Origin of the sequence: Caenimonas sp. SL110, from assembly GCF_001044395.1 — a bacterium.
In the GTDB taxonomy this organism is placed as follows: domain Bacteria; phylum Pseudomonadota; class Gammaproteobacteria; order Burkholderiales; family Burkholderiaceae_C; genus Ramlibacter.
Genome location: NZ_JANU01000065.1, coordinates 1 through 7,486 on the forward strand (window position 1 = coordinate 1; position 7,486 = coordinate 7,486).

The 7,486-nt window shown below is 65.5% G+C and carries 7 protein-coding genes and 1 pseudogene; 3 read left to right on the plus strand and 5 right to left on the minus strand.

All coding sequences use genetic code 11. The annotated features are described in order from the left end of the window. Together AQ12_RS21185 and AQ12_RS21190 are read left to right on the plus strand one after the other, a co-directional pair. Positions 1-501: pseudogene (locus AQ12_RS21185) on the plus strand (hypothetical protein); the annotation flags it as partial. Positions 502-657: 156 nt separating this feature from the next. Beyond that, positions 658-1,620, plus strand: a complete 963-nt coding sequence (locus tag AQ12_RS21190) for a tripartite tricarboxylate transporter substrate binding protein (protein ID WP_048441975.1) — start codon at positions 658-660, stop codon at positions 1,618-1,620. Positions 1,621-1,726: 106 nt separating this feature from the next. On the opposite strand, the gene AQ12_RS23435 is transcribed toward AQ12_RS21190, so the two are convergent. Then, complete coding sequence (locus AQ12_RS23435) at positions 1,727-1,849, minus strand: hypothetical protein (protein WP_255352495.1); 123 nt, start codon at positions 1,847-1,849, stop codon at positions 1,727-1,729. Positions 1,850-2,016: 167 nt separating this feature from the next. On the opposite strand from AQ12_RS23435, the gene AQ12_RS21195 reads away from it, so the two are divergent. Beyond that, entirely contained in the window at positions 2,017-3,330 is a 1,314-nt protein-coding gene (locus AQ12_RS21195; protein WP_048441976.1) for a glycerate kinase, read from the plus strand. A 31-nt stretch (positions 3,331-3,361) separates the two neighbouring features. Here the strand turns inward: AQ12_RS21195 and AQ12_RS21200 are convergent, their stop codons facing one another. The 4 genes from AQ12_RS21200 to AQ12_RS21215 form a co-directional block, all read right to left on the minus strand. Then, positions 3,362-3,781: a thioesterase family protein gene (locus AQ12_RS21200; RefSeq protein WP_048441977.1), complete on the minus strand. Its 420-nt coding sequence runs from the start codon at positions 3,779-3,781 to the stop codon at positions 3,362-3,364. Continuing rightward, complete coding sequence (locus AQ12_RS21205) at positions 3,781-4,758, minus strand: tripartite tricarboxylate transporter substrate binding protein (protein WP_048441978.1); 978 nt, start codon at positions 4,756-4,758, stop codon at positions 3,781-3,783. The genes AQ12_RS21200 and AQ12_RS21205 overlap by 1 nt, the downstream gene beginning before the upstream one ends. Before the next feature lie 32 nt (positions 4,759-4,790). Then, positions 4,791-6,419, minus strand: a complete 1,629-nt coding sequence (locus tag AQ12_RS21210; protein WP_048441979.1) for an indolepyruvate oxidoreductase subunit beta family protein — start codon at positions 6,417-6,419, stop codon at positions 4,791-4,793. Positions 6,420-6,423: 4 nt separating this feature from the next. Further along, a partial coding sequence (locus AQ12_RS21215; RefSeq protein ID WP_048441981.1) for a thiamine pyrophosphate-dependent enzyme occupies positions 6,424-7,486 on the minus strand: 1,063 nt, incomplete at its 5' end.

A 7,486-nucleotide genomic window follows, 5' to 3' on the forward strand; every position in this document is an offset into this window, starting at 1 on the left:
CCGACACCCGCCCCCACCCCCCGACCGACTACTGCGCCCACCCCGGCGCCTACGCCCATGTCCACCTCTGCACCCGTTCCCACAGCCTCCAAAGACTCCCCAGCGCGCGTTGCCGTCATCGGCGCGCTCGACGACACCGCGAGCCAGCTCTCCCAGCTTCTGGAGCAGCTCGGGCTGGAACCCGTCATGGTCGGCCACCAGCCCGGCACGCAGGCCGCCATTTCGGTCAGCGCGCTGGAGGAGCTTCGCGGCGTGGACTTCGCTGTGTTCACCCCCGCGCAAGGCGGCGATTCGCCTTCCACGCTGCTGGCCACCGGGTTCCTGCTCGCAGTGCTGTCGAAAGAGCGCATCTGCTTTCTTGGCGCAGGTCCAGGCGGCAGCAAGTCGGCGCTGGAAGGCGCGCTCAGCGTCGCGATCGATGACAGCGGCCTGTGGCACCTGCTGCTGGCCCGCACGATGAAGCGGGCGGGCGTCGACGTTGACCTGAACAGGGCGATCTGAAACCCCGCGCTCCAGGGCCGGGGTCACCCGAGGTTCTACCAACGGCGATTCGCAACTGCCGTGCTAGTGTGGAAGCCGCGAAAGCCATGACGATGTGGAGTAGCCTGCGCATGGCTGGCGTGACCGGTTTTGTTAATTAAAAAGGAGACGCAGTTCATGAGCATCCGCAGCGCTTTCGGCATCGCAGCACTCGTTCTCGCAGCGCCTTGCGCATTCGCGCAATCCGCGCAGGCCTGCCCTGACAAGAACGTTCTCTACTGGCAGGCCTTTCCACCCGGCGGCGAATCAGACCTGTCGGCACGCCATCAGCAGGTGGTGCTCAAGAAGAAGTGCCCCGCAGTGGACACCATCATCCAGTACAAGGCCGGTGCCGGCGGCGCGCTCATGTGGTCGCAGATGAACCAGCTGCCACCCGACGGGCTGAACATCGTCGGGGTCAACCTGCCGCACATCGTGTTCCAGCCGATCGAAGGCGAAGTGCAATACAAGACCGCCGACGTCACGCCGGTGTTCTGGTTCCACTTCACGCCCGATGCGCTGGTGGTGCCCGAGGCCAGCCCGCACAAGACGTTCAAGGATTTCATCGAGGCCGCCAAAAAAGCGCCGGGCAAGATGAACCTGGGCGGCTCGGGATTGAACTCGGCCAACCACGCCTCGCATGAGCGCCTCAACGCGGCGTTCGGCATCAAGAGCACCTATGTTCCATACAAGGGCACGGGCGATATGTCGCTGGCCGTGGTGGGCAACCAGATCGACGGCGCAGTGACCTACACCGCGTTCGCGATCAACAACAAGTCCAAGGTGCGGGCCCTGGCCGTCGCCATGGAAAAGCGCCATCCGCTGCTGCCCGATGTGCCCACGTTCCGTGAGCTGGGCGTCGATTGGGTGGACGGTGCGTACCGCGGCATTGGCGTGCCCAAGTCAACGCCGCCGGCAGAGCGCAAGCGCATCTCCGACCTGTGGGCCTCGCTCAACAACGAAGCCGAGATGAAGGAGCTGGCGGCCAAGAGCGGCTTCGAGCTGATCAACGTGGGCGTGGACCAGATGGATGCCTTCATGCGCGAGAAGACGAAGCTGTATACCGAAGGCGCGCAGCGGCTGAACCTGGGCAAGAAATAGGCAGGCGAAGCGAGCCATGTCCCTGTTGGCCAAGGATTCCACGGGGCATCAGGCATTGCTCAAGCGGTTGACTGGTGTGGAGGGCGTCGCGCAGCTGCAACCTGGGTCAGGCCTTCCCGACCTGGTTGCGCTGCAGGGCTGCGGCGCCTTCGCTCAGCTCGGAGACAAGCCCCTGCATCGCCTGCGCCGCGTTGCCGATCAGGTTCACCAGTCGCGCGCTGGCGGCCATGGAGATGGGGCGGCAGGCTGACCGTGCACAGCGACGGACCCGGCAAGGGCGCCGTCTTTACCGTGGCGCTTGCCCTGCAAGCCGAGCCCGCTGCAAGCGACAGGGCACTGCGGTAGCGGCGGCGACACCGGGGGGTGTCGGTCACAATGGCCGCTGGAGATTTTTTCATGAAGACTGACTCCGCGCTGGACCCCCGCGCATTCCTGGAACGCCTGTACAACGCCGCCGTGCAGCGAGCCTTGCCGCTGCACAACATGGCCGCATACCTGCCACCACCGCCCAGGGGCCGCACGGTGGTGATAGGCGCAGGCAAGGCTGGTGGATCGATGGCGCAGGCGGTCGAAGCGCTCTGGCCGGCTGATGCCCCGCTGAGCGGCCTGGTGGTCACCCGTTACGACCATATTCCGCCCCGGCCGCAAGGCCTTGCAAAACGCATCGAGCTCGTGGAAGCCGCTCACCCGGTTCCCGACGAGGCTGGCATGCAGGCTTCCACCCGCATCCTCCAGACCGTGCAGGGGCTCACCGCCCGCGACCTGGTGCTGTGCCTGATTTCGGGGGGTGGCTCATCGCTGCTCACATTGCCGGCCGAGGGACTCACGCTGCAGGACAAGCAGCGCATCAACCGGGAACTGCTGGAGTGCGGGGCCAACATCACCGAGATGAACTGCGTGCGCAAGCATCTCTCGCGAATCAAGGGCGGCCGTCTTGCAGCGGCATGCGCACCCGCCAGCGTGGTCACGCTCACCATCAGCGATGTTCCGGGCGATGATCCCTCGGTGATCGCCAGCGGACCGACGGTTGCCGATGCAACGACCTGCGCCGACGCGGTCGCGATTCTTGCGCGTTATCGCATCGAGTTGCCCGGCGCGATCATGAGCCTGCTGGAGCAAGGTGCGATGGAAACCCCCAAGCCGGGGGACGCCATCTTCAACGGTCACCAGCTGCGCATGATCGCCACGCCGTGGCAGTCACTTGAAGCTGCCGCTCAGGTCGCCCGGGACGCGGGCCTTGAAGCCCACATTCTTTCGGACGAGATCGAAGGCGAGTCACGCGAAGTGGGCAAGGTGCATGCAGCCCTGGCGCGTGCTGTCGCGCTCAGGGGCGAGCCCTTTCGAAAGCCGTGCGTGATTCTTTCGGGCGGCGAGACCACCGTGACGGTGAAAAAGCAGGCGCAGGGGACGCCTCGCGGCAGGGGCGGACGGGCGGGCGAATTCTGCCTGGGCCTGGCACAGGCGCTGCACGGTCAGGCAGGCGTGTGGGCGCTTGCGGCCGATACCGATGGCATCGACGGCGTCGAGGACAACGCGGGCGCGTTCGTCGCGCCTGATACCTTGTCCCGTGCGCTGGCCCTGGGCATGAAGTCGGCGGCCTACCTTGAGCGCAATGATGCGTACGGCTGGTTCAGCGCCCTGGGCGACCTGGTGGTCACCGGACCTACGCACACCAACGTCAACGACTTCAGGGCCGTGCTGGTGCTGTAGTCAGAGACCCAGCCGGCCGCGAGGTTTGCTGCTACTCGCAGAGCCTTCGAATCTCGTCGGGCGCGACCACCGCGCGTATGCCCGTCGCGTCGCCTTCACGGCGGGCCGCGAAGATGCGCACTTCATCGCATTCCATGATGGCGTCGTCGCCCCGTGTCACGCGGTAGTGCTGCACGAAGCTCTTGCCGCGCCACTCGGTGATAGACGCGTGGATCTGCAAGGTGTCGCCGTATGACGCGGTCTTCTGAAACTTGGCGTGGGTGTCCACCAGCGGCGTGCCGATGATGCCGTGGCTCTTTTCCAGCTCGTGCCAGGGCGGCACGCCACACGCGATGAAGAAGTGGCGCGACGCCGCGTCGATCCAGCGAAAGAAGTTCGGAAACCAGACGATGCGCGCAGGATCGCAATCGCCGAACTCGACGTGCAGGGTGTAAGTGACTTCTTTTGGCATCAGTCGCCGCGAATGTTGCGCGCCTTGATGAGGGCGCCGAATCGCGCGCTGTCGATCTGCGCACGCGCGGCAAAGTCGGCAGGGCTCATCGGCGCAGCCACGCCGCCGATTGCGGCCATGCGTTCGGTGAATGCGGGCGAGCGCAGGATCTTGTTGATCTCGGTGTTCAGGCGCGTCACGACCGCAGGCGGCGTTGCAGCCGGTGCATAAAAGCCGAACCAGGTATCGGCATCGAAGCCCTTGAGGCCCGCTTCTTCCATCGTCGGCACATCGGGGAACTGTGGCGAGCGGCGCGGGCTGCCCACGGCCAGCAGCTTGAGCTTGCCGGCCTTCACGTGTTGCAGGCCGATGCCCGGATCGAACATGAAGTCCAGCTGGCCGCCCAGCAGGTCCTGCATGGCGGGCGCGGCTCCCCGGTAGGGAATGTGGGTGGCAAAGATGTTGGCATTGGCCTTCATCATCTCAGCGGCCAGGTGCGGCGAGCTGCCGCTGCCGGGCGAGCCGAACGAGAGCTTGCCGGGATTGGCCTTGACGTAGGCGAGAAACTCCTTGGCGGTGTTGACCGGCACCTTGGTCGGGTTCACTTCGAGGAACACCAGCACGCGTGCGGCAGCGGCGACGGGCGTCAGGTCCTTTGCCGGATCGAACGACATCTTCGGGTACAGGTGCGGATTGATCGACACCGTCCCGCCCGAACTCATGAGCAGCGTGTAGCCGTCGCCGGGGGACTTGGCCACGTAGTCGCCAGCGATATTGCCGTTGGCACCGGCCCGGTTCTCGACCACGACCGGCTGGCCGAGCACTTCCTGCAGCGGCTGCGAAATGGCGCGCGCGATCTGGTCGGCCGCGCCGCCCGGCGGAAAGCTCACGATCACGCGTATCGGCTTGGAAGGCCACGCCTGCGCGAACGCGGATGGGGCCGCCAACGCCAATGGAAGCAGCGCCGCTGCGGCGAGTCTGGATATGATTTTTTTCATGGCTTGTCTCCTGTGCTTTTGAGTGAACATTGTCAGCGGATGGCTGCAGCTTGTGATGTACCGGGCTTGCGCATGAAGCGGATCGGATGCTCCTTCACCGGCCTGGCTGGCGCGCCGTGCTGGACCAGTGCTGCGTCGAGCGCCTTGCCCGCATCATCGGCAAGCGCCGCTTCGCGCGCCGCCGCAATCGCCTGCGCGGCGGCGCGCGGGTCCTGGCCCTGCGCGAGGTGGTCGATGACGTGGAGCAGGTTGTCCTTGCCGCGTTCATTGGTTGCGCCGTAGCCCTTGATGAGACGGCCGCACAGCGCGATCTCATGGCCGAGTTGCCAGTCGCGTTGGGTGCCCTGGACCACGGCATCAAGCCACTTTGAAATCATGGCCTGTTCGTTGGCGAACCGGCTGCCTCGAACGCGTAGCCACGTCAGGTTGGCGAGCGTGCGCAGTGCGAGCATTCCCATCACCGAGTGCGTGCCGATCTTCAGGGGCAGGGCCCAGGGGGTCTTGCCCTTGAGCACGCGGCGGCGGTCCCATGCGGTCAGGCGCGAGGCCAGTGCGGGTGGCAGCAAGGCGGCGAACTCGGGCACGCCGGGCTTGAAGTGGTCATAGACATGCAGCAGGTCGTCATCGCCCGCTTTCACTTCCTGCGTGACGCGCGTCCACCGCGTGGCGCGGCTCTTGAGGTCGGCCACCCGCACGATGTCGTCGAACGCCATCCACAGCGCGAGCCATCGCGCCATCTCGCGGGTGGTGGAGAAATTGTGGGTCGATGACGGGTCGGCTGTGCGTTCGGCTTCGAGCACCGACTGCAGGCGCTGCAGGTAGAGGCCGGCGTAGGAAGTGCCCTGGTATTCGAGCATGCGGGCGTGGCCGAGGGTGAGCATCTCTTGCACGGCGTGCGGAAAATCCCCCAAGGCTGTCATTGCGGGCTTGACCCGCAATCCATGCTCGATCAGGCCGGGTGTCCGCTTCGCGGTGGATGCCGGATCGAGTCCGGCATGACAGCCTTCTTCCTTTTCTGCCGCTGCCGCTGCTGCTGCGACCGCTGCGAACCCAGCGGCAAACCCTCGCAAGCTCGCGTCCACCCCTTTCCCACCCGCCTTCACAACCGCCTCATAGTCCTGGCGCGCAAAAGGAAACAATCCGCTCCCCGCCACCGCGCCCAGCATCACGGCGCTCACCACCGTACCGGCATCCTTGGCCATCCCGCTCATGTCGAACACATGATGCTGGCGAGAAAAAGCCTGCACGATGCGGATCAGGTCGGCGCTGTCGGCCCTGCCGTCAGCCAGTTGCATCCGCTCCTGCGTGGTCAGCGTGCGCGACGACGAAGTGATCACCGTCGTGCGTTCCGGCGTACTCATGCCGTTGCCGATCTGCCGCGCCGTCTCCAGCAACTCCGACGACACGATGGCATCCAGCGCACCGGGCACCGGGTTCAGGCTGAACACCGGGCGCCTGCCCTGCAATTGCGCCAGGGGAACAGGAAACACCTCGATGTAGTAAGTCGTCGCGCCGGTTCGCTGTGCCACACCCGGAATCGACGTGCTCTGCGCGGCATAGCCCGCGTGACGCGCGATGTCGACGAGCCATTCGGTGAGAACGCCGCCGCCTTCGCCGCCGAGCGCGCAGATAAGAAGTGAAATGGGTCTGTTGTTGTTCATGGTGTCAGGCCGGTTGCATCGCGCGCACGACGGCGCCGCGCACGCTCGCAATCAATCGCTCATGCCACTTGGGGTTCTGGATCACTTCGGCGCGATAGAACGACGGGCACAGCGTTGCAGCATGCGCGTTCTCGCCGCACAGGCCGCAACCCACGCAGCCGTCGATCACCACCGCCACCGGATCGACCTTGAGCGGATCGGGGTTGTCCTTGATGGTGAGTGTCGGGCAGCCCGACAGGCGGATGCAGGCGTGGTCGCCATTGCACACGTCTTCATCGACGCCGTATTTCACGCGCACCACGCGCTCGCCCTTCTTGAGCAGGTTGGCCAGCCACGGCTTGATGCGGCGCTGGCGCTCCAGCTGGCATTCGCCTTCGGCGATGATGACTTTCAGGCCATTGAAATCGCTGGTGAACGCTTCTTTCAAGGTGCTGCGCATCTTGTCGACGCCGTAGGTGTGCACCGTTCGCATCCACTGAACGCCAAGGCCGCGCAAGGTCGACTCGATGGTGGTGTTGGTGTGCGTCTGGCTCTTCATCCGCTCGTCGCTCATCGCCGTGCCGCCACTGCCACCACCACCGCCTGGCGTGGAGATCAGGTCCTGTGTGCCGGTCGCCGACGAGTAGCCGTTCTTGAAGATGAGCAATACCGCATCGTCCTTGTTGAACAGGGCGCTCTGCACGCCGGTCAGCAGGCCGTTGTGCCAGAACCCGCCGTCTCCCATGATGGACAGCGTTCGCCGCTGCATCATCGGAGACACACCCGCGCGGCTCGCCAGGCTCATGCCGTAGCCCAGGATCGAATGCCCCATCGAGAACGGCTCGAACGTGCCGAACGCATGGCAGCCGATGTCGGCGGCGATGTGCACATTGCCGATCTCCTGCTGCGTGAGCTTGAGCGCGGAGAACACCGGGCGCTCGGGGCAGCCGATGCAAAAGCCGGGCGGGCGGTTGGGCAGGGGCTTGTCCAGCAGGTTGGTGACGGCGGCGCGGCGCTCTTTGTTGCCGGTGAGCCATTGCCTGGCGGTATGGCTCCCTCTCCCGCTCGCGGGAGAGGGCTGGGGTGAG

What these genes read in the sequence shown, in the direction of transcription:
- AQ12_RS21210 (WP_048441979.1), bottom strand. Translation starts at nt 6,419, where the DNA reads ATGAACAACAACAGACCCATTTCACTTCTTATCTGCGCGCTCGGCGGC.
- AQ12_RS21200 (WP_048441977.1), bottom strand. Translation starts at nt 3,781, where the DNA reads ATGCCAAAAGAAGTCACTTACACCCTGCACGTCGAGTTCGGCGATTGC.
- AQ12_RS23435 (WP_255352495.1), bottom strand. Translation starts at nt 1,849, where the DNA reads ATGGCCGCCAGCGCGCGACTGGTGAACCTGATCGGCAACGCGGCGCAG.
- AQ12_RS21190 (WP_048441975.1), top strand. Translation starts at nt 658, where the DNA reads ATGAGCATCCGCAGCGCTTTCGGCATCGCAGCACTCGTTCTCGCAGCG.
- AQ12_RS21195 (WP_048441976.1), top strand. Translation starts at nt 2,017, where the DNA reads ATGAAGACTGACTCCGCGCTGGACCCCCGCGCATTCCTGGAACGCCTG.
- AQ12_RS21205 (WP_048441978.1), bottom strand. Translation starts at nt 4,758, where the DNA reads ATGAAAAAAATCATATCCAGACTCGCCGCAGCGGCGCTGCTTCCATTG.